Source organism: Pseudomonas sp. HP_01 (genome assembly GCF_055284355.1).
The window spans coordinates 138,041-160,526 of record NZ_JBTOPV010000056.1 but is presented as its reverse complement, the minus strand read 5'-3'; the positions used below and the strand labels follow the sequence as shown (position 1 = coordinate 160,526).

Genomic DNA, 22,486 nt, shown 5'->3' with positions numbered 1-22,486 from the left:
GCGCAAAACTGAAACCGGTTATCGAAACAACGAACGCAAGGCTTTGCGTGTATATGACCAGCGCGCGAACGTGCGCCAGTGCGCCTTCAACGCCATGAAATAAAACTTCCTGGCCAGTGTGTACTCGCCGTGGGAATAACAATCACGAAACAATGAGAGGCAACGCTGCGCCATGAATGCCTGACGCAGGTCATGAAACTCAACGGGCATCCGCTGGGCCGAGAACACCTCGCACACCACTTGCACGGTGCCCGCCGCCAGGCTCTGGCGCAAGTCATGACGCATGCTGTCGGAGTGTTTGTAAATGAACGCCAGCGGCTGATCCAGCACCGTGCAGGGAAAGCGCGCCAGGACCTGAGCGAAGACGGGAAGATCTTCGACATTGCGCAGATGCTCGGGATAGTTACCCGGCGCAAACACGTCGCGATGCATGGCACAGGCACCGTTTGAGATGGAGAAGGTCTTGTCCAGCAAATAGCCTTTGACTCTCTGTCGTGCCGCCGCCGGTAGCGGCTTGGCAACCTGCAAACTGCGTCGGCCATCGGCGAACATCGACCAGTGCGCGCCGATCACCAAATGAGTGTCGGGATGGCGTGCGATATGACTGGCGAGCCCCGCCAGTGCACCCGGGGCCATTTCGTCATCTGCGTCAAGAAACACCAGGTACAGACCTGTGGTTTCTTCTATGCCGCGGTTGCGTACTGAAGACAACCCACCATTGGGCTTATGCAGCACTCGAAAGCGCCCAGGGTTCTCGGCGGAAAGCCTCGCGAGCACCTCTGATGTGTTGTCGGTGGAACCGTCATCTATCACCAGCAGATCAGCAGAAGCGTCATGAATCTGCGCCAATACCGATTTCACTGCGCGACGCAGGGAATGGGCATAGTTGTATGCGGGAATCACGACGCTGATCAGTGTTTCAGTCAAGTCCAGATCCTTCCACGCCGTCTTTGACTACCAGAATGTCTTCCATGATCAGGTACTCCAGATCGGAGCCAAAGAACATGTTCAGCGCATCGGTAGGCGAGCAGATCATGGGCTCGCCGCGACGGTTGAGCGAGGTGTTGAGCGAGACGCCGTTGCCGGTCAGTTCCTCGAGTGCCTTCATCATGTCGTAGTAACGCGGGTTGTACTCGCGCTTGAGCACCTGAGCGCGGGAGGTACCGTCTTCGTGGACGACTTCCGGCACACGGGTTTTCCACTCTTCCGCCACTTCAAAGGTGAAGGTCATGAACGGCGCCGGGTGATCGATCTTGATCATCTGCGGGGCAACGGTGTCCAGCATCGACGGGCAGAAAGGCCTCCAGCGCTCGCGGAATTTGATCTGATGGTTGATGCGATCGGCGACGCCGGCAATGCTCGGGCAGCCGATGATCGAACGACCACCCAAAGCGCGCGGACCAAATTCCATGCGGCCCTGGAACCAGGCCACCGGGTTGCCCGCGACCATGATCTTGGCGATGCGCTCGGGGGTGTTGTCGATCTGGCGCCAGGCCGGCTTGCTCGGGTGGCGGGCGCAAGCAGCGATCACGTCTTCGTTGCTGTAGGACGGGCCGAGGTAAACGTGTTCCATTTTCTCGACCGGCACGCCACGCGCGTGGGAAACGTAGGCAGCGGCACCAACGGCTGTGCCGGCATCACCCGACGCGGGCTGGACGAACAGCTCTTTGACGTCGGGGCGCGCGATGATTTTCTGGTTCAGCTTGACGTTCAGCGCACAGCCGCCAGCGAAGGCGAGCTTGCCGGTTTCCTTGAGGATGTCACCCAGATAGTGGTCGATCATCTGCAGCGACAGCTTCTCGAACAGCGCCTGCATGCTGGCGGCGTAATGGATGTACGGCTCGTCGGCGATGTCGCCTTCGCGCTTGGGGCCTAGCCACTCGATCAGTTTCGGCGAGAAGTAGAAGCCTTTGCCCTTCTCTTTGTAGCGACGCAGGCCGATGACGTTGGCGTATTCGGTGTTGATCACCAGTTCGCCGTTTTCGAACGTGGCCAGGCGCGAGAAATCGTATTTGGTCGCGTCGCCGTATGGCGCCATGCCCATGACTTTGAACTCGCCGTCGAGCATCTCGAAACCGAGGAATTCGGTGATCGCGCCATACAGGCCGCCGAGGGAATCCGGATCGAAGAATTCCTTGATCTTGTGGATCTTGCCGTTTTCGCCATAGCCGAAGAACGTGGTGGCGTACTCACCCTTGCCGTCGATGCCGAGGATCGCGGTTTTCTCTTTAAAACCGGAGCAGTGGTACGCGCTGGAGGCGTGGGCCAGGTGGTGCTCAACCGGTTCGATCTTGATTTTTTTCGGATCGAAACCGAGTTGCTCCAGGCACCAGACGATCTTGTTGCGGTAGCGCTTGTAGCGGCGGTTGCCCATCAGAATCGCGTCGAGTGCGCGGTCCGGTGCATACCAGTAGCGTTTGGCGTAGTGCCAGCGCGCTTCGCCGAACAGGCTGATGGGCGCGAAAGGAATGGCGACGACGTCAACATCGGAAGGCTTTATGCCTGCTTGTTCGAGGCAGAACTTCGCTGATTCATAGGGCATGCGGTTCTTGGCATGCTTGTCGCGAACGAAACGCTCTTCTTCGGCCGCTGCAACCAACTTGCCGTCGATGTACAGGGCTGCGGAAGGATCATGGCTAAGGGCGCCGGACAGGCCAAGAATCGTCAATGCCACTAGGGTCTAGCCTCTTAAGTCTGCATGCAGGCATCACGCGCCTGACAAATAAGGTGTGTCTGGCGCCACGGCGGCAGACAGCTAAAGGGCGGGATTATAGCGTAATGGCTCTGGAAGTGGTCGCAGGGAATGAAGTGCCGCGCGATGCTCGTATGGGACCGGCTTTAGCCGGGAAGCGGCCAGGGTGTACGCCGTCGATTTTGTGACATGGCACTTGACGTCTTTCCGGCTGAAGCCGGTCCTACACCTTCGCCCCTCACCTTGTGCGTTAACTATTTAGCACCACACGCACCGGCGTTCTGATTGATTTGTGGCTGAACGAATCATCGGGCTCTCGCCCGGCTCGCGCCTGCCCTTTCGCGCGGAGCTCACTCAGGAATGCTTAACGCCATGGATACATTTTCAACCAACCCGCCTGCGCTGGATCGGCTGACAACGCTCGCCGCTGTTCTCGACGCCGAATGTCAGCAGCTACCGGACGCAAAGAATCTCACTGACGCATCATCCGGCCTCCCGCCCCTGGAGCAGGCAGCGCTTCTGCACTCGGCCAGCGAGCGCTTTTGGGCGCAGGCCAGTGCGCGTGACATTTCGCGGCGCGAGCTGTTCGTGACTTGCCTCGAACTGACCCTGCGCGATGACCTGCTGCTGAACATCGAAGAAGGCGAACTGCACCGCGACTATTCCCGCTGCCTGCCGGGTATGGATGCGGGGGAGCACGTCGTTTTCAGCGCCCTCGAACTCCAGCTCGATGCACAGCGTCGCATCGAATTCCCCGGCGCGATCGTTGCGACCGCCCAACCGGGGCAGACCCTGCTCTGGTTGCCCGGACAGGGCGTTGAAGGCTTTGTCTCGAACCAGGCACTGCAGCAAGCACTCGCCCGTCGCATCAATCACCCACTCCTGCGCCTGCCTCTCCTGCGCCTGATGCGCGACAGCACGCGCGATGCATGGCTCGAGGTCTCATCCGGGGGCGATGTGTTTCTGGAAACCACCCTCCCTTCAGACTTTCACCTAACGTCCATCAAGGGATCACCCTACGATCACGCCTTTGATCATCTGCTCGCCAGGCAGCGTGTAGACATCGACGCGCTGTTCGAGACCGCCCACAGCCTGTCGCCTCAGACCCTGCTGGCCAGACTTGAAGAACTGCTCCGCCAGCCGAAATCCTGGGGCCCCGACGGCGCCATTGTGGCTGCCGAGGATCGCCGCGCCCACCGCGAAGCACGCCGCGCACGCCCGGACTGGCTTGAACTGGCCAGCACCGAGCAACGCGAGCGTTACGCCTCGGGCCTGATGAGTTACGAGCACGCGCGCAGCGCATTGATGAGCATCATGGACGGCGCCGCGTCCCCGCAACAGTTCGCGCGAAGCCGTCTGCGCGCACGACTGGCCAATGATCTGGGGATTGACCTTGATCCGAACGAGGTCCTGATCAGCACCGAACGAACGCAGCCCGTCACCGGTGAAACTTACACCGTCAGCCGAACGCTGACGCACCTGGCGCTTTACGGCCTGCACCCCGGTGACACAGCGGCAGGTTCGGCCTTCCAGACCCATAGCCAAATCACCTATAACCGCCTGCCGCTTGACCCTGAGTACAGTGAACTGACCCCGGCGTACCTCGTCGACGTCATCACCGAGCTGGACCTGCGGAGCCGTTTCGGACCCGCCCAGCGCCAGGCGCTCGGCTCGCCAGCCACACAGCGCCTGATGAGCGAAGCGATGCATCATCAGCTCATCGCGCAGGCCCGTGGGGCAGCGTTGCAAGGCCACATTCAACCTTCCGACCTGGCCCTCATCGAGTCACTGAATCCGGACACCGTCGCCCCGACAAACCCGGCCGTTATCGTTCAACAGATCAAGCTCAATGGCCGTGACACCCTGAGCAACATGCTGATGTTGCGCAAGCTCGATGCATCGGGACAGTTGGACGGGTTGCTGATGTTCACTCCGGACAGCCCGCGCGGCCGGCATTTCCAACGCTTCGACAACGAGCGCCAGTTGCTCGGCGAGCTCGTGAGCTGGAGCCGGTCCGCCGACATGAACCCGTTCCTGCTGGAACAGATCACCGCGAGCAGAAGGGACGCCCTGAAAGACCAGCTGCAGGATTTGAGCGAAAAGCCTGCGCCTGCCCAGGACTGGATCAGCTACGCAACCCTCCCTGATTACAACAGCGGTTTGCGTGCACTGGTGTCGGCCCGCGTTGAGGTGATGCTCTCCGAGCAACGGCTGCACACACCGGACTGGTTCCTGCGGGCATCCGCCGAGCAGCGTCAGAAGATGGTGGCACTGGAAGAGGCGATCGTGGCGGCGGGTGAAGCCTACCAAGCCGCCCCGAACACCCAGGTGACCGACTTCAACACCTACGTCCATCAGACTGCCAGCCGCAAGATCAACGCGCTGATGGGCCTGCCGCCCGACGCGGTGGACCCTGACCGCATCATCATTCATACACCCCGCGAAACTCTGTCATATACCCAGATGCTGCGCGACGGTTACGACGACACACTTGGTCTGCTCAACCCGGCTGCCGATACAACCGCCACCTTCACCGGCCCCGAGGGCGTCGACCTCACGCCGCTGAGTCCGGAAAAAGTGGCCGGCTCGGTTCGCGGTCAATGGGTCGCCGATCAGTACATCGCGATGATTCGTGGACAGCTGCTGGCACCTGCAAGCGAGGGTTACGACTGGCGCCGCCAACAGAGCCTGCTGCTGACACAACTGCAAATGCGCGCCGACGCCTTGCGCAGCTTCCTCGAAGGCCACATCGACGCCTCGCAACTGGGCTGGCTCACCACTTCCATCCTCAATATGCATCACAGCAGCCCGGCGGAGCGCCTGCGCTACCCCGTCTATCCCCTGCAGTTGAACGTGGACGTGATGGTTATCGCTTCCCGTGCAGAGATTATTCACGGCTGCTTCCTGCTCGCGCCGCCTGACGCGAGCTCGCTGGAACAGGTTCTGTTGTACACGCCGCAGGCGCCGGACGGTCGTCTCTTCCGTCCACTCACCATGTTCAGCAACACACTGCTGGGCGCAGGCATGGGCGATTACTACCTCAGCCGCGCCCGCTTGAAGGCCGGGATGCCGCTGGCCTTTGCCTTGGCTGAACTGAAGAAAGGCGGTGGTCGCAAACCCGCGCTGCCGAGCGAGCCTTTCAGCAACCTGTATGACGTGTGCTTCAATCAGGTGATCGAGCGCAAGCTCCAGGATGTCGCGGACACCCAGACCGGTCGTGCAGACATGCTCTGCCGACAGGTCTGGAGCAGCCTGGAGCTGATCGCGACTGCAGTGACCCTGCCCTTCCCGCCCGCCAGCTTTGCCGTCGGCATGATCATCGCGGGCGCGGATGGTTATCGCGCATTAAAAGCCCTCGACGAGCGGGATCACGCCACCGCCAGCTTCTACGTGCTCAGCGCCTGGCTGAACACGGCGGGCGCTGCGGGCGATCTGCACTCCGGAATGAAAGGGCTGGGGGATGTGCTCAAGGACCTGACCAGCCAGAATGCGGCCGGCAGGTATGCACGTTCGATTGCCCATACCACCGATGAGACGCTGCAGCCGATCGTGGTGGAGAACGAACTGTTCTGGGCCGCGCCGCAATCTCTCAACCGCCACGTTCCGCTCCACCGGACCCACGCGCTGATCCCCGAAACGCTTCAGCCCACGGGTCACTTCGCGCAAACCGACGTCACCGGCGTATGGAAAGCACTGCAGCAGGACAGCGCACCGGTGCGGGGCGCGAACACGCTCGCACATCCGCTTCACGCCGTTGATGTATCTCTGGCGGACGCCGTCCCTCTGAGCCGCCCGCACGGGCAGGGTGTCAGCGTCGTTGACGGCAATTTCTACATTTCAATGCAGGGCCAGACATACCAGGTCCAGTACGACGTCCGGCTGGCCGCCTGGCAAATTGTTGACCCGTGTAACCCGTTTGCATTCTTCGGCCGGCAAACGGTGCGCCTCAACAGTCATGGGCAGTGGCAAATGCTTGAGGCCGCAGGATTGCGCGGCGGCGTTTTCCCGTCGTTCAGCCGTCTGGACGAAACCCCGGCAGGCCCCGCCACAGCCGTGGGCGACGTGAGCGATTACGAAATGCCGGAATCGCTGCAACCTTACATCTTTGGCATCGTGAGCCCGCGGCAGGCTGAGCGCTTTGATGAGGGACCCTTTGGCCTGCACGAGTTTTTCGAGGACATTTTCCAGGGTGGCCGTTCGACCTACCAGACCCTGCGCCAGAACCTCTACCGCGATGCGAAGGCATTCTTCGAGCATCCGCCCCTGCCGGGTAAACCCGATTTGCCGGTCCTGGCAGATGACGTGAAGCCACAAGCTTTTTTCGACGCAGCACTGGAGCAGTCGAGCGGTCTGGTGATTGGCGAAGCGCCGACGTCCATCGCCAGCAAACAGCTGCTGATCGACCACATGCCGTTGCTGGCGGAGCGCAAGGTCGAGGTGCTGTACATCGAACATCTGCAGACCGACCAGCACACGCACAAGCTTCAGAAATACAAGGCGCTTGGCAGCAAAACGCGCAGTGGCTCCCACACGCTCAAGCATTATCTGGAGACCGTGAACGAGGGCGCGCTCAAAAACGGCAGCGACAAATACGACTATTACCACCTGATCAAAGCCGCACACCGAAACGGCATTGAGGTTCGGCCATTCAGCTCATCGGTCAGTTACGACTATGCCGACAACGAAGTGGCATCCGCTGCCGGCGACGCCCTCGCGCCGCAAAAGATGGCGGTTTTCTTCGGTAACAAGGTCATCAGTGGCGACGTTCAGGCGCACCCTGGCCGACGCTGGATCGCCCTGCTCGACCACCGCACAGCCAACACCTGGCAGCAACGGCCCGGCATCAGTGAGCTGCAGGGGGTACTCAGCCTGCGCGTCGAAGACGTGCCGTTGGGCACGCCGATCCAGATATCCGTGGACAGCGATGCCGTCATCAGCAGCGCTGCGTCGCGTGCGGATTTCAAGGCACAGATCGGCAACCCGAACATCGACAATGTGGCCGGCGCATCGTCGCCAGTGAGTCCATCCGAGACCTCGCTGGACGATGCACTGTATGGGTTGCTTGAACGGCGCTCACCCATGGCATGGGGCCTTGACCCTAACCGCCGCGCCATCGTCTCCCATCGCAGGAACGAGCTGAACCCTTACACCGGTGAGCACGGTTTTGAATGGAGTCCGGCAGGCTACTGGACCCGCGCCGATGCCACGAGCTGGAGCAACGACTACCCGCTGGGCGCCATTCAGCAGTCACTGATCGACAACCGCTATCAAGTGCCTGCCGACATGCAGACCACCTTTCATGACCTTGCCCACTTCCGTCACCGAGGCCTTAACCCCGACTATTTCTTCGTGGAAAGTCATCTGGTGGAGGTACGTGAGAGATTCTTTGAACTGGCGAGTACGTTGCAGAAAGACGCGCGCTCGGTGCTCACGCTCGCCTTACCCGAGCGCGTGCTTTTGCCTGAAGTGAAGACCGACACGCCGTTGAGCATGTTCATCGAGGAATTGTACGAAAACACCTCGGGGGTGGTGATTGGGGAGTCCCACTCGGCGCTCGCCAGCAAGCGCTTCATTCTCGACAACATGGAGCATCTGGCGCGCCAGAACGTAAGAACGCTGTACATGGAGCACCTGTTGACCGATCTCCATCAGGCCGACCTGGACCGCTTCGCCGAAACCGGGCTGATGAGTAAACGTCTGCTGCATGACCTCAAGCGCATGGACAAAACGTTTCGGACCGACCCGACAGGCGTGTACTCGTTTGAAAGGCTGGTGGTCCAGGCCAAACGGCATGGCATTGAAATCCGCGCGATTGATTGCGCTGCCAGCTACTTCATCCGCCATCTGCCAAACCAATCCAGCACCACGCGCCAGCAGGTGTTCAGCTATTTTGCGTCTCGCACGATACGCAAACATCAGGAGGTGATGGGAGCGCACAAGTGGATCGCGCTGGCGGGTGAGACCCATGTCAACACCTTCAAAAACAGCGTGCCTGGCATCGCGGAGCTTGAACAGGGGATCGGTGTACGGGTGATGGACGTGGCGCATGGCAAAAGCCGCGGCATCATGATCGACCCTGGCGAGCAGGTTCCTGCGGGGGTGGGTCACGAGGCGGTGCTGGTGAAGAACGATTTCCTCGTGGAGGTCGAATTGCCCAAGCGCCCTCAACTTGCCGCACCGGCCAGCGCTGGATTGCACAGTCCGGGCATGTTCCTGCTCGACGAATCCGATCCCTTGAGACCGACGATCGTGCATCGATCGAGGGACCGCACCCTCAAGCACACGCCGATACGGTTCAATACTGCAGGCAAAGTCTACGTCGAGCGCGAGTCATGGCAGCGGGTTCATCGCCAGCCGTTCGACAACGTGCAGGCACTGATCGACGCTCTGGTGGAGATGAACCTGAATCAAGTGAGCTGACGGGTCAGTCCGGCGTTTTTGACACCGTCGGAAGGCGCTGCTCCAGCACTTGGTGCAGCGCGCTGTCCGCCGGCCAGTTGCGCATGAAACGCGCGCGGTCTTTGGCGAACGCCGTCGCGAACGAGGCTTGGGATCCATGCTGACACATGGCGTCCAGATCAATGAGCGACCAGCGATCGTTGTGCCAGAACACGTTGTGGCCCTTCAGATCGCCGTGGCTGATGCGCTCGCGGATCAACTGCGCAAACAACAGATCCAGCGCCTGCAATTCGGCTTCCGGCGCATCCCCGGACGCAACGTAGGGCGCAAAGCGCTCGATGATGTCGGGCCCCGGCAGAAACTCGGTCACCAGATACGCCTCGCGGCGCAGCCATAAAAAGCGTTTTTCCAGCAGCGCCAGCGGTTTGGGCGTTGCAATGCAGAGGAAACGGAGCCGATTGCCTTCACGCCATGAGTGCCAGGCGCGGGACGGGCGCCAGAAACGCTTGAGCCAGTGCGCCAGGTTCTTGATGTTGTAGCGCTTGATCACCAGCTCACGGCCAGCGACGTCAGCTTTGGCGACGCTGGCCGCTCCCCCTGTCTTGTACAGATGACCGCCATCGACCAGCGCGTCGGCTTTTTCTAGCACCGGCTGCATTGCCGCGACTTCCTCGCGACGAATCGCGCGCAGGGCAAACGGCCCATCCTCGACGCTGAACAGGCTGCATTCACGGCCGATCTTGATCAGGTAGTCCCGCAAGCGCCAACTGCGCACCTTGTCGATCTGCTTTTGCAGCGCCTCGACCGGCAAACCGTGCTCGCCGTTGCTCAGCAGGTAATAGACCAGTAACTCTTCGGTGAACGGCTCAAGGGACTTGGGCAACTGGGCAAAGAACACGCCGAGGTTTTCCAGCACTTTCTGCCGGGACAACGGTTTGCCCGCTTCTTCGACGCGAATGCCCGCGCCGTCGATCAAGTACAAGGTCGAGCCCTGACGCAGCAGGTTGTCCAGGTGCAGGTCCTCCTGCCACAGGCCTTTGGCGTGCATCTGGCCCACGGCCGCCAGCGCATCGCCGAGCACTGACTGCTGTTCATCGGCCAGGGGTGGCAGCTCTTCCACCGATTGCCAGGCATCGCCCAGACTTTCGGCCTGATCCAGAAACTCGAACAGCAGCCAGCCGCCCTCACCTTCTTGCAGCCCTTCGGCCAGCAGCAACGGTGTTGGCAAGCCTTGCTTGGCCAGCGCCTGTACGCCGTCACGTTCACGCTGGAAATGCCGAGGGGCTTTCGCACCGACCAGCAACTTTGCCAGGACTGTGCGCCCGCGCCAGATGCCGGCGCCAACGTAGCGTTGACCGGGCAGGACGCGCAGCAGGCTGAGCAGCTGCAGCTCGGCAGGACCGGCCGCATCCTCCAGCGCAATGTTCATCGGCAGCGCCGGGGTGCGACCGGCGTTTTTCAGTTCAGACAAACGCATCGGCGCCCTCTTTGATCAAGCCGGTCCAGATCGCAGACCTGACAGGCAGTGAATCTCGTGTGCATCAAAAACCAAAAATCAACGATCCCGGCGCTTGTGGGTGCCGCGTTTGGCGACGCGCTGCCACCAGGCATCAACCAGCCCGCTGTCGGTCGGGGCGTGCAGGTAAGCCGCGAGCAGTTCGCGGATTTCCGTATCGTTCCAGACCGGTGCGCGGCGCAGCAAAGGCTCGATGTCCTTGACCCGGTCGCGCTGGCCGAAGATCGACTTGCGCGTCTTCTCAAGGTCGATCAGCTGCGCCATATACTCGCCGCCCCGCGCCCGCATGAAAATATGCTTGGGGTAGAAACATCCATGCACCTGACCGGCCTTGTGCAGCGTGCGCGCCAGTTGCCCGCACGCCTGCAGAATCGCCAGCCGCTCGGTGGCCGGCCGCTCGTGCCAGTCCTGCAACAACGTGTCCAGATCGGTCCAGCCATCCAGCGCGCGGGTCATGAGAATCGCGCGGCGCTCGCCGTCGACTTTTCTGTCCGCGTAAAACACCGCATGCAGCGCCGGAATACCCAGCTTCTGATACAGGCTGATGTTGCGAAACTCCCGTGAAAACGAAGGCTCGCCAAACGGGTGATGCAGGGTGTAAGTCAGGTAGTTGCTCTGGCGCTTGAGGTAATAACCGGAGCCTTCCAGCTCCAGGCGAAACACACTGCTCCAGCCGCCGCGACCGGTGTTGGGCTCATCCACCGCGTCAAGCTCTACGCTCCACAACGCATCGAAGTCCGCCAGACCGTGCCGCTCGAGCAGCCCCCGGTCGGCGTCAGCAATGAAAACACTCATTCACGGCCCTCAAAAAAACTGACGATGTGGCGGATGCGCTTCTTGTCAGAATCATTCAAGCGTTCGCGACCACGGTATTGCAGATAGAACCTAAGGCGCTGGGTGGCCGACAGGTGATATTTCGCGACCTTGTCCAGGCACGCGAGGTCTTTGGTGATGCGGTAGCGCAGCATGAAGCTGACCCAGAACGCGCCGTTCGGGCAGTCGATCAGGAACACCGTCGACTGATCGTCCACCAGCAAGTTGCGCCACTTCAGGTCGTTATGGGTGAAGTGATGGTCATGCATGGTTCGGGTGTAGCGCGCGACCTGCTGACTGACGCTGTTGACCCATGAACGACTGTCCAGACGCGTGTCATTGGCCCGAGCCAGTTCGGACAAGTCCTCGGTGCGCGGCAGCTCGCGGGTGATCAACGCGCCACGATCATACGCAGCGCCGTTGCGCTCAAGGCCCCAGGCCACGACTTCTGCCGTCGGGATGCCCCACTTGGCGAAGCGCTTGAGGTTTTGCCATTCGGACTTCACCCGAGGTCGCCCCAGATAACGGCGCAAACCCTTACCCGCCGCGACGTAGCGCTTGACGTAGTAATTCACGCCACCGCGCTCGACGCGGATGACTTCCGACAACGGATCCCGGGTCAGCCGCTCGCCTTTGAGGGCGAACACGGCATCGAGGGTACCGAAGTCGGCCGTCAGCGCGGCATAGCCAGGCTCCAGATTCCAACCCGCCATCAGAGCGCGTCCCCGTAGCGCAACTTGCGCTGATAAAGCTTCTCGGCCTTGCCTTCAAGCCAGCTCAGCAGCGCCGATTCCTGGGCCAGGATCTGGCGCAGCGGCTGCTGGAAATAGCCCTTGAGAAAGCGCAGTTTGTCGCGGCGGGTCAGGCCGATGTCCATCGCCGAGAAATACAGCGCCGCCAGATCCTTGTTGCGCCAGCGCTGGGTAATCGCCGGGCGCGTCTGGGCGCGATGCAGGTCGATCACCGAGAGCCTGAAATCGTCGGGCGTGACCGGCGTGTCGGTGTGCAGCAGAAAATGACAGATGTAGCAGTCGCGATGATTGACTCCGGCGCGGTGCATCATCCCGACCAGCCGCGCCACTTCGGCGATATATGCGCGCTTCATGCGTGGCTCGGGCGGTTCGGTGCGCCAGTTGAGGCTGACGTCCTCCAGGCTCTCGGTCGGCGCCAGCTCTTCAGTGATGATGAACGAATGCTGCATGGCCGGGTTGTTGCCGCGCTCGCCGTACGCCACGGCGGTCATGGTCGGCACGCCGACTTCATGCAGACGATTGACGGCGTCCCATTCCTGACCCGCGCCGAGCACCGGCAATTTGGCGGTCAGCAGGTTCTTCGCCACTTCACCCCAGCCAATGCCGCGATGGATCTTGACGAAATAACCGCGTCCGTCGACCTCGGTGCGCAACGTGCGCCGGTTCTCGAGCTCGCGATAGACCTGGCCTTCCAGCGCCTCGACGGCCTCGAACGCATCGCGCCCGGCCCAGAGGCTCTTGAAGGGTTCAGCAAGGATCAGTTTCATCCGTGGTGCTCCGCCAGAATCACATCCGCAGCGTGCTGCGGCATGCTGTAAAGATCAGCCGTGTCGGCGAATGTCAGCCCGTTGCGGCTCCAGGTGCTGCGCGCGGCGTCGTCCTTGAGGATGCGGGTCAGGTATTGATTGAGCTGGCTCTGTTCGAACGGCTCATCAAGCACCAGACCGCTGTCGGCTTCGGCGATGTAATGGGCGTAGCCGCACACCGCGCTGACCAGCACCGGAAGTCCTGCCACCAGCGCTTCAAGCAGCACGGTGCCGGTGTTTTCGTTGTACGCCGGATGAATCAACAGGTCGGCGCCCAACAAAAAACGCGGGATGTCGCTGCGCCCTTTCATGAAGGTGACGTGATCGCCCAGGCCCAGCGTCGTGCTCTGCAGCTGGAATACCTTGGGGTCGTCCTGACCAATTACAAACAGCCGCGTGCGTTTCTTCAGTTCAGCAGGCAGCGCCGCCAACGCCTTGAGGCTGCGATCAACGCCCTTGGTCTTGAAGCCGGAGCCAATCTGCACGAGCAACAGGTCATCGTCGGCCAGCTTGAATTCGCTACGGAATTCGGCACGGATTTCGGCGGCATTCGGCGGTGCGCGGCGGTCCTGAGAGATCCCCGGCGGCAATAGATGAAAGCGCGCAAGCGGCGTGTTGTAGTGCTTGATGAACAGCGGCTGCTGCACTTCGGAGATCATCAGCACTTCGGTTTTCGCGTCTTTGCCGAACACTGCACGTTCGTAGTCGGCGAAGTGACGGTAGCGGCCCCAGTATTTGTACAGGCCGTGGCGCAGGTTCTGCGCCTTGTCTTCGTAGCAGCCGTCAGCGGCGTAATACACGTCCAGGCCGGGCATCTTGTTGAACCCGATCAGCCGGTCCACGGGACGCTTGGCCAGGTCGGCATTCATCCAGTCGGTAAGCTTTTCGTTGCGGCGGTGATTGAAGATCGCCTTGACCGGCGCCACCAGCACTTCGAAGCCGGGCGGTACATCGCCCTCCCAGATCAGCGTGTAGACGCGGATTTGATGGCCGCGCTGCTGACACTCCAGGGCGATGCGCATGAAGTCGCGCTGCAGGCCACCGAAGGGGAAGTATTTATAAAGCACGAATGCCAGTTGCATCAGGGATGTTCCTTTGCCAGCAATAGCGCGCCTAAGTGGTTCGCTACCCGCTCGGGATTCAGGCGAGTAAAGCACATGGGCCACTCGCGTTCTGTATCGACTTGGCGCTGATCTTCAGGGGTCGGTCGATAGGTGCATTTCTTTTGCAGGCACGGCGCGCAGGCGGGATATTCCGCCGCCAGATGAACCTGCGACCGGCCGTACGCGCCGGTCAGGCCCGGATTGGTCGGGCCGAACAGCGACAGGGTCGGCACGTCCAGCGCTGCAGCCAGATGACCAAGACCGGTGTCCACCGCCACGCAACCCTGGGCGCTCGCCAGCACGCGAGCAACGCCTGCCAGATTGAGTTTGGGCAACACGACGGCGTTATCAAGGCCAACGGCAATGCGCTCGGCCCGTGCCTTCTCGGCCGGATTGCCCCACGGCAGCCGCACTTCAAGACCCTGACCGATCATGCGTTCGGCCAATTGTCGCCAGTACAGCTCGGGCCAGTGTTTGGTGTCCCACGTAGTGCCATGCAGAAACAGCACGAAGGGCGCGTCGTTTGTGGCAGTGAGCAGGCGGCTGCGATCAAGGCCGTAATCGCCCAACCCCGCAGGCACCCGATAGCCCAGCGCCTGGGCGAACAGCTGACGCAAGCGCTCGACCGCATGCTGGCCGCGGGCAACGGCGTAGGGACGATCGTAGAAACGAGCGGCCATGGGCTCGCGCGCAGAAGTCTTGTCCAGCCCGGCGACGGGCGCTTTGACGTAGCGGGTCAGCCAGGCACTTTTCAGCAGGCCCTGGGCGTCGATCACCAGATCGTAGCGGGTGTCGCGCAGGCGCTGCTTGAACCGGCGCCATTCGCCATTTTTGACGGTCTGCCAAAGGTTCTTGCGCCAGCGACGGATCGCCACCGGAATCACGTTCGCGACCGCCGGATGCCAGGTCGGAATCTCGGCGAAGCCCTCTTCCACCACCCAGTCGAACTGGATGCCCGGCAGCGCATTCATGGCGTCGGTCAGCGCGGGCAAAGTGTGGATCACGTCACCCAGTGACGAGGTTTTGATCAGCAGTACCCGCAAGTCAGGCGACCTCGACCGGGGCGGCGCCAATACGGCCGAGGGCCTGGATCACCGAGTCCGGCTCCAGCAGGCGAAGGCAGTTGTAATGGCCGAAGCGGCAGGTGCGTTCGAAGCACGGGCTGCACTCGATGCCGAGACGGACGATCTCGACTTCATCGGCCAGCGGTGGCGTGAAGCCCGGCGAAGTGGAGCCGTACACCGCCACCAGCGGGCGATTCAGTGCGGCGGCAACGTGCATCAGCCCGGAATCGTTGGAGACAACGGCGTCCGCGCAGGACAGCAGGTCAATGGCTTCAGCCAGTGAAGTGCCCCCGCTGAGGTTCATGGATTCTTCGCGCAGGCCGGGAATCAGCCGCTCACGAATGCTTTCGCCCACAGCATGGTCGTTCTTCGAGCCGAACAGCCAGACCTGCCAGCCTTCACGAATCTTCGCTTCGGCGACCTTGGCGTAGTGCTCGGAAGGCCAGCGCTTGGATTCACCGAACTCGGCGCCCGGGCACAGCGCGAGCACAGGCCGATCAAGGCTCAGGCCGAACTTGGTCAACGCCGCGTCACGACTGGCCGTTTCAATTTGCAGGCTGGGTTTGGGATACGGGCGCGGCAGCTCGGCACCTTTGTCGTAGGCCAACGCCATGAAGCGCTCGATCATCAGCGGGTAACGCTGTTTGTCGAGGGTGCGCACGTCATTGAGCAAGCCATAGCGAAATTCGCCACGCCAGCCGGTGCGCTTGGGAATGCCGGCGAAGAACGGCACCAGCGCCGACTTCAGCGAGTTGGGCAGCAGAATCGCCTGATCGTACTGGCCCTTGAGGGACTTGCCGATGCGCCGGCGCGTGGCCAGCTCCAGCGCGCCATGGCCGAGCGGGAAGCTCAAAGCCGTGCGCACTTCCGGCATGCGCTCAAGGATCGGCCGGCTCCATTCGGGCGCCAGCACATCGATTTCGCACTGCGGGTGACGCTGCTTCAGGCACTGGAACAGCGTCTGCGCCATCACCATGTCACCGACCCAGCTGGGCCCTACGATCAGAATTCTCATGCTCATCCAAAAACGACCAGAAACGAGCAGGGAGGCCCATCAAACTGCGTGATGCTTGTACACGCAGCCTGACGCCTCCCTGTCATAGCTTTATAGAACCGGATGGCTGTAACACACGCCGGATCCGGTTGCGCCCCCTCTGACGCCATCGCGGGCAAGCGCGCTCCTACAGGAGACCGCGCTCAACTGTGGGAGCGCGCTTGCCCGCGATGAGGCCAGCGAGTTCAATGAAGAATCCTTCATCTATTAACTCAGCCCCAGCTGCCCCCAGATCCGCATCACTTCGCGCCGCTCGGTGACGAACTGGTCGCCGGCCACCACACCCGGATCGTTCTGCAATGCCTGTCGGTGAGCGGCCGAGCGGTAAGCCTTGTACGCCTCACGCAGCAGACCGGCATCGGCGGCGGCCATCAGGCTCGCCTCTTCCAGGCCTTCGAGAATACGGATGTTATCGGTGTAACGAAGCAGCGAGGGATGCTCTCTGGACCACGCCAGGGCCGCGTATTGCACCATAAATTCAATATCGACGATACCTCCGGCGTCCTGCTTGAGGTCGAACCGCGCGGTCGGTTCGAACGCATTCGCCCCCTTCCCGGCCGCCGTTATGCGAGTGCCGAGGTTGTCGCGCATCTTGGCGCGCATCTCGGTGACCTCCTGGCGCAGCTTCGGCAAATCCCGCTCACGGCCCAGTACCGACGCGCGCACGCCCTCGAACTGCCGGCCGACATCGGTGCTGCCCACCAGCACCCGTGCGCGCACCAGGGCCTGATGCTCCCACGTCCAGGCCTCGTTCTCCTGATATCGGGAAAACGCCCCGAGCGAACTCACAAGCAAACCCGCCGCGCCAGAGGGGCGAAGGCGCATGTCGACTTCGTACAACTGGCCCGAGTTGGTCTGGGTGGTGATCAAATGGATGATCCGCTGGCCGAGCCGCGTGAAAAACTGCGCGCCATCGATCGGCTTGGCGCCGTCGGTTTCAGCCTGGGGATCGCCATCGTGAATGAACACCAGGTCCAGATCCGAGCCGTGCCCCAGCTCAATCCCGCCGACCTTGCCGTAGCCGACGATGACAAAGCCGGGATCACACAATGCACCATCCGGCCGGCGCGGCGCACCATGACGGGCGACGGTGTGGCGCCAGGCGAGCGCCAGCACTTGCTCCAGAATCGCCTCGGCCAGCCAGGTCAGGTAATCACTGACTTTCATCAGCGGCAGGCTGCCGGTGATTTCCGACGCCGCCACTCGCAGACGGTGCGCCAGTTTGAAATGCCGCAGCGCTTCCATTTGCTGCTCGAGATCGTCCTCGGGAATCCGCGTCAGACGCTCGCGCAGCTCGGCAGCCAGCTCAAGCGCCTGGGGCGGGCTGAACAGGCGACCTTCGTTAAGCAGCTCATCGAGCAGCAACGGGAAGCGGGCGATCTGCTCGGCAATCCACGGGCTGGCCGCGCACAGGGTCAGCAATCGACGCAGTGCACCGGGATTCTCAGTGAGCAACACCAGATACGCCGAGCGACGGGCCACGGCTTCCACCAGCGGCAGTACGCGCTCCAGCACCAGATCGGGATTGTCGTGCTCAACCGCTTGGGCGAGCAGGCGCGGAATAAAGGCATCGAGCCGCTCACGCCCCAGACGCTGCATCGAGCGCAGTTGCGAACTGTTGCGCAGATTGCTCAGATTTTTCAGCGCCTTTTGCGCATCGGCGAATCCGCCCTCGTGCAACTGGAGGCACGCGCTTTCTTCGTTCTGCGATTCTTCCCACAGCGGCAGCCACTCGCCACCGACGATTTCTTCGCCGTGGTCCTCTTGACCTTCTTCCTCATCCGGGTCGGCGATGACCTGACGAAAGTGCCACGCGACGCGCCCGCGCCAGTACATCAGCTGCACATGAAAGCTCGTCCAATCGGCAAAGCCCATCATGAAGGCGATGCGCGCCTGATCCTGCGGGTCGTCGGGGAGCATTTGCGTCTGCCGATCGGCAATCGCCTGAATGGCATGTTCGGTGTAGCGCAGAAACTGATAGCCCTCACGCAGCTCATCGATGACCGCTGCGGGCAAATAGCCCTGGCCTTCAAGGGTTTTCAACACCTTGAGCAACGGCCGCTGCTGCAGGCTCAAATCGCGACCGCCGTGAATCAGCTGGAACGCCTGGGCGATGAACTCCACTTCGCGGATGCCGCCGGAACCGAGCTTGATGTTCTCGGCCATGCCCTTGCGGCGGACTTCCTGCTGAATCAGCTGCTTCATGGTGCGCAGCGCTTCAATGGCGGAGAAGTCCAGATAGCGGCGATAGACAAACGGCCGCAGCATGCCGAGCAGCTCGCCGCCCTTCTCCTGATCGCCGCCGACCACTCTCGCCTTGATCATGGCGTAGCGTTCCCAGTCGCGGCCCTGATCCTGGTAGTACTGCTCCAGCGCATTGAAACTGAGCACCAACGCACCGGAAGACCCATAGGGACGCAGACGCATGTCGACGCGGAAGACGAAGCCATCGACCGTGACCGGGTCCAGCGCCTTGATCAATCGCTGACCCAGGCGGATGAAAAACTCCTGGTTGTCCAGCGGGCGCTTGACGCCTTGGGTTTCGCCGCCTTCGGGGTAGGCAAAAATGAGATCGATATCGGAGGACAGGTTCAGCTCGACAGCGCCCAGCTTGCCCATGCCGAGGATGACCATCTGCTGCGGCTCGCCGGTCCGACGGCCGGTCGGTGTACCGAATTGCTGGCAATGCCGCTCGTACAGCCACTTGTAAGCCAGATCGATGCAGCCATCTGCCATGTCCGAGAGATCGAGGCAGGTTTCCACCAGATCGGCCTGCCGGGTGAGGTCCCGCCAGATAATTCGCACTTGCTGGCGCGTGCGTTGACGACGTAGATTACGCCCCAGTTCATCGTCACTGGCAGCCTGAATGACTGCATTGGCAAGGTGCTCAAGCATCTCGCCAGGCGCGAAACTGCGTTCCAGCTCACCGGATTCAGCGAGGTCGAGCAGCATCAGCGGATCGCGTGAAACCTGATCGGCGACAAAATCGCTGGCTGCACAGACGCGATCAAACGCCAACAGCCGCGCCTCGGGCCAGGCCTGAAATGACCGCCCGGCTTCATCTGGCAGAGAATCGAGAGCGGTACGCCAGGATTGACGGGCGCGAGTGACCAACGGCAGAAGGACAGCCGGCAGCTCGGCCAGCAGGGGAAGGCTCATGGTCTATCCTTGATCGGCGTTCAAATGGCAGTCCGCCACGGCGGGGGGTATACACGCAACGGACGGACTGTCGAACAAAGGTTAAAAATTGCTGATGGCTGGCGATTCTTGGCTGCCAGCATTATCAATCAGGCGACTCGTCAGATTTTTGCACCGACAACACTGCTTTACCGGACACTGCACTACGAGCGACAACCACGCTCTGCTGTAGTTTTACTACTGTATATACAAGTCAAAAAGCTGAATTAGCCCGAGATTTGTAGTAAAACTACACAACACCGGGGACCCATCCGGTCATCCAAGAATTTTATATCGTCTGCCCACAAGGCCAGTCGCAACAAACTCAGGCAACCGATTCTGGAAGCCTTTCCGCCCTGGAGCAAGCCATGCAAGACCTCGATCCCGTCGAAACCCAGGAATGGCTGGACGCCCTGGAATCGGTTCTCGACAAAGAAGGCGAAGACCGTGCTCATTATCTGATGACCCGTATGGGTGAGTTGGCCACACGAAGTGGTTCGCAACTGCCTTACGCCATCACCACGCCGTATCGCAACACCATCCCCGTTACCCACGAAGCACGCATGCCCGGCGACCTGTTCATGGAACGCCGCATTCGCTCGCTGGTACGTTGGAACGCTTTGGCGATGGTGGTCAAGACCAACATCGGCGACCCGGATCTGGGCGGTCATATCTCCAGCTTCGCCTCCAGCGCAACGCTGTACGACATCGGCTTCAACTACTTCTTTCAGGCCCCGACCGACGAACACGGCGGCGACCTGATCTACTTCCAGGGTCACGCATCGCCAGGCGTCTACGCCCGTGCGTTCATGGAAGGCCGCATCACCGAAGACCAGATGAACAACTTCCGTCAGGAAGTCGATGGCAACGGTCTGTCGTCCTATCCGCACCCGTGGCTGATGAAAGATTTCTGGCAGTTCCCGACCGTTTCCATGGGTCTGGGTCCGATTCAGGCGATCTACCAGGCGCGCTTCATGAAGTACCTGGAGCACCGCGGTTACATCCCGGAAGGCAAGCAAAAAGTCTGGTGCTTCCTGGGCGACGGCGAGACCGACGAGCCGGAATCCCTGGGCGCCATCGCCCTGGCCGGTCGCGAGAAGCTCGACAACCTGATCTTCGTCGTGAACTGCAACCTGCAGCGTCTGGACGGTCCGGTTCGCGGCAACGCCAAGATCATTCAGGAACTGGAAGGCGTGTTCCGCGGTGCTCAGTGGAACGTGACCAAAGTCATCTGGGGCCGTTTCTGGGACCCACTACTGGCCAAGGACGTCGACGGCATCCTGCAACGTCGTATGGACGAAGTCATCGACGGCGAATACCAGAACTACAAAGCCAAAGACGGCGCTTTCGTGCGCGAACACTTCTTCAACTCGCCAGAACTCAAGGCGATGGTTGCAGATATGTCCGACGACGAAATCTGGAAGCTCAACCGTGGCGGCCACGACCCGTACAAGGTCTACGCGGCTTACCACGCAGCGGTGAACCACAAGGGTCAGCCGACCGTGGTTCTGGCCAAGACCATCAAGGGTTATGGCACCGGCGCCGGTGAAGCGAAAAACACCGCGCACAACACCAAGAAGGTCGACGTTGACAGCCTGCGTCACTTCCGTGACCGCTTCGACATCCCGATCAAAGACGATCAGCTCGAAGCCCTGCCGTTCTTCAAGCCGGAAGAAGGCAGTGCCGAGGCGCGTTACCTGGCCGAGCGTCGTGCTGCACTGGGCGGCTTCGTACCACAGCGTCGCGCACAGAGCTTCAGCCTGCCGACTCCGCCACTGGAAACCCTCAAGGCCATCCTTGACGGCTCCGGCGACCGCGAAATTTCCACCACCATGGCATTCGTGCGCATCCTGACCCAACTGGTCAAGGACAAGGAAGTGGGTCAGCGCATCGTCCCGATCATCCCGGACGAAGCCCGTACTTTCGGTATGGAAGGCATGTTCCGTCAGTTGGGTATCTACTCTTCCGTAGGCCAGCTGTACGAGCCAGTCGACAAAGAACAAGTGATGTTCTACCGCGAGGACAAGAAAGGTCAGATTCTCGAGGAAGGCATCAACGAAGCCGGCGCGATGTCGTCGTTCATCGCGGCAGGTACTTCGTACAGCAGCCACAACCAGCCGATGATTCCGTTCTACATCTTCTACTCGATGTTCGGTTTCCAGCGTATCGGCGACCTGGCATGGGCCGCAGGCGACAGCCGCACCCGTGGCTTCCTGATCGGCGGCACTGCCGGCCGTACCACCCTGAACGGTGAAGGTCTGCAGCACGAAGACGGTCACAGCCACATCCTGGCCTCGACCATCCCGAACTGCCGCACCTTCGATCCAACCTACGGCTACGAGCTGGCGGTGATCATTCAGGACGGCATGAAGAAGATGTTCGAAGAACAACAGGACGTCTTCTACTACCTGACCGTGATGAACGAGTCCTACACGCAACCTGCCATGCCGGCCGGTTCCGAGGAAGGCATCATCAAGGGCATGTACCTGCTCGAAGAAGACACCAAGGAAGCCGCGCACCACGTGCAGCTGCTGGGTTCGGGCACCATCCTGCGTGAAGTACGCGAGGCGGCGAAGATCCTGCGCGAGCAGTTCAACATTGGCGCGGACGTCTGGAGCGTCACCAGCTTCAACGAATTGCGTCGCGACGGCCTGGCCGTAGAGCGCAGCAACCGTCTGAAGCCGGGTCAGAAGCCACAGTTGAGCTACGTTGAAGAATGCCTCAACGGCCGTAAAGGTCCGGTGATCGCTTCGACCGACTACATGAAACTGTTCGCCGACCAGATCCGTCAGTGGGTTCCGACCAAGGAATACAAAGTGCTGGGCACCGACGGTTTCGGCCGTAGCGACAGCCGCAAGAAGCTGCGCAACTTCTTCGAAGTTGACCGTCACTTCGTGGTGCTGGCAGCGCTGGAAGCCTTGGCCGATCGCGGCGATATCGAACCTAAGGTCGTGGCGGAAGCCATTGCCAAGTTCGGCATCGATCCTGAAAAGCGCAACCCGCTGGACTGCTAAGGTCTGCGTAACGATCGAATAGAGCGCTGAAACATGCGCGAAACAGCCGCCGATGCGGAATTTACCTCGGTAAATGAGCATCCAGGCTGTTTCGTT

At 61.1% G+C, this 22,486-nt stretch carries 12 protein-coding genes; 2 read left to right on the top strand and 10 right to left on the bottom strand.

Annotation, left to right across the window (positions count from 1 at the left end):
- Positions 1-18: 18 nt before the first annotated feature.
- Together ACYAR8_RS22355 and ACYAR8_RS22350 are read right to left on the bottom strand one after the other, a co-directional pair.
- On the bottom strand, positions 19-927 hold the full coding sequence (locus ACYAR8_RS22355; RefSeq protein WP_074892201.1) for a glycosyltransferase family 2 protein: 909 nt from the start codon (positions 925-927) through the stop codon (positions 19-21).
- On the bottom strand, positions 920-2,674 hold the full coding sequence (locus ACYAR8_RS22350) for a carbamoyltransferase family protein (protein WP_463581083.1): 1,755 nt from the start codon (positions 2,672-2,674) through the stop codon (positions 920-922). Before ACYAR8_RS22350 ends, ACYAR8_RS22355 begins: the two co-directional genes overlap by 8 nt.
- A gap of 390 nt (positions 2,675-3,064) precedes the next feature.
- On the opposite strand from ACYAR8_RS22350, the gene ACYAR8_RS22345 reads away from it, so the two are divergent.
- Entirely contained in the window at positions 3,065-9,112 is a 6,048-nt protein-coding gene (locus ACYAR8_RS22345; protein WP_463581082.1) for a dermonecrotic toxin domain-containing protein, read from the top strand.
- A gap of 4 nt (positions 9,113-9,116) precedes the next feature.
- On the opposite strand, the gene ACYAR8_RS22340 is transcribed toward ACYAR8_RS22345, so the two are convergent.
- The 8 genes from ACYAR8_RS22340 to glnE form a co-directional block, all read right to left on the bottom strand.
- Positions 9,117-10,568: a lipopolysaccharide kinase InaA family protein gene (locus ACYAR8_RS22340; RefSeq protein WP_463581081.1), complete on the bottom strand. Its 1,452-nt coding sequence runs from the start codon at positions 10,566-10,568 to the stop codon at positions 9,117-9,119.
- Positions 10,569-10,646: 78 nt separating this feature from the next.
- Positions 10,647-11,402, bottom strand: a complete 756-nt coding sequence (locus ACYAR8_RS22335) for a lipopolysaccharide kinase InaA family protein (protein ID WP_108119088.1) — start codon at positions 11,400-11,402, stop codon at positions 10,647-10,649.
- Positions 11,399-12,133 (bottom strand): lipopolysaccharide kinase InaA family protein, encoded by a 735-nt coding sequence (locus ACYAR8_RS22330; RefSeq protein ID WP_074892191.1) that lies wholly within the window; start codon positions 12,131-12,133, stop codon positions 11,399-11,401. Before ACYAR8_RS22330 ends, ACYAR8_RS22335 begins: the two co-directional genes overlap by 4 nt.
- On the bottom strand, positions 12,133-12,939 hold the full coding sequence (gene rfaP, locus ACYAR8_RS22325) for a lipopolysaccharide core heptose(I) kinase RfaP (RefSeq protein WP_074892189.1): 807 nt from the start codon (positions 12,937-12,939) through the stop codon (positions 12,133-12,135). The genes ACYAR8_RS22330 and rfaP overlap by 1 nt, the downstream gene beginning before the upstream one ends.
- The gene (locus tag ACYAR8_RS22320; protein ID WP_463581080.1) at positions 12,936-14,060 is read right to left on the bottom strand and encodes a glycosyltransferase family 4 protein; all 1,125 of its coding nucleotides are present in this window, start codon (positions 14,058-14,060) and stop codon (positions 12,936-12,938) included. Before ACYAR8_RS22320 ends, rfaP begins: the two co-directional genes overlap by 4 nt.
- Complete coding sequence (gene waaC, locus ACYAR8_RS22315) at positions 14,060-15,124, bottom strand: lipopolysaccharide heptosyltransferase I (protein WP_463581079.1); 1,065 nt, start codon at positions 15,122-15,124, stop codon at positions 14,060-14,062. The genes ACYAR8_RS22320 and waaC overlap by 1 nt, the downstream gene beginning before the upstream one ends.
- 1 nt (position 15,125) lies before the next feature.
- The gene (gene waaF, locus ACYAR8_RS22310; RefSeq protein WP_074892183.1) at positions 15,126-16,160 is read right to left on the bottom strand and encodes a lipopolysaccharide heptosyltransferase II; all 1,035 of its coding nucleotides are present in this window, start codon (positions 16,158-16,160) and stop codon (positions 15,126-15,128) included.
- A 246-nt stretch (positions 16,161-16,406) separates the two neighbouring features.
- Positions 16,407-19,358, bottom strand: coding sequence for a bifunctional [glutamate--ammonia ligase]-adenylyl-L-tyrosine phosphorylase/[glutamate--ammonia-ligase] adenylyltransferase (gene glnE / locus ACYAR8_RS22305; protein WP_463581078.1), 2,952 nt, complete (start codon positions 19,356-19,358; stop codon positions 16,407-16,409).
- A gap of 386 nt (positions 19,359-19,744) precedes the next feature.
- On the opposite strand from glnE, the gene aceE reads away from it, so the two are divergent.
- Positions 19,745-22,390: a pyruvate dehydrogenase (acetyl-transferring), homodimeric type gene (gene aceE / locus ACYAR8_RS22300; protein WP_108119093.1), complete on the top strand. Its 2,646-nt coding sequence runs from the start codon at positions 19,745-19,747 to the stop codon at positions 22,388-22,390.
- Positions 22,391-22,486 lie beyond the last annotated feature (96 nt).